This is a genomic window from Vibrio qingdaonensis (assembly GCF_026191675.1).
GTDB classification, from domain to species: domain Bacteria; phylum Pseudomonadota; class Gammaproteobacteria; order Enterobacterales; family Vibrionaceae; genus Vibrio; species Vibrio qingdaonensis.
On sequence record NZ_JAKRRY010000207.1, the window covers coordinates 1 to 259 of the forward strand.

The following is a 259-nucleotide window of genomic DNA, read 5'->3' on the forward strand; positions in this document are numbered from 1 at the left end:
ACTGATCACTAAAGTATTGCTGGCGACTAAGTTGCCGTCAGTATCTAAGTCGACCACCGCGTCTTCGGTGGCGTCATCACTGGCACCACTGGCAATGCTTGGTAAATCGTTGACACCGGTAATGGTAATCACGATGTTGTGCGTGGTGCCATCTTCACTGAGTACTTGGAACGTCTCGGTACGGGTTTCGCCTTCTGAGAGTGATTGCACCGAGCTGTCGGTGTTGTCTATCTCGTAATTCCACGCGCCAGTCGCATCG

The 259-nt window shown here is 52.1% G+C and carries 1 protein-coding gene; it reads right to left on the reverse strand.

Annotation, left to right across the window (positions count from 1 at the left end; all coding sequences use genetic code 11):
• Positions 1–259 (reverse strand): VCBS domain-containing protein (locus tag MD535_RS26055; protein WP_265678156.1); only part of this gene is annotated, 259 nt, incomplete at both ends.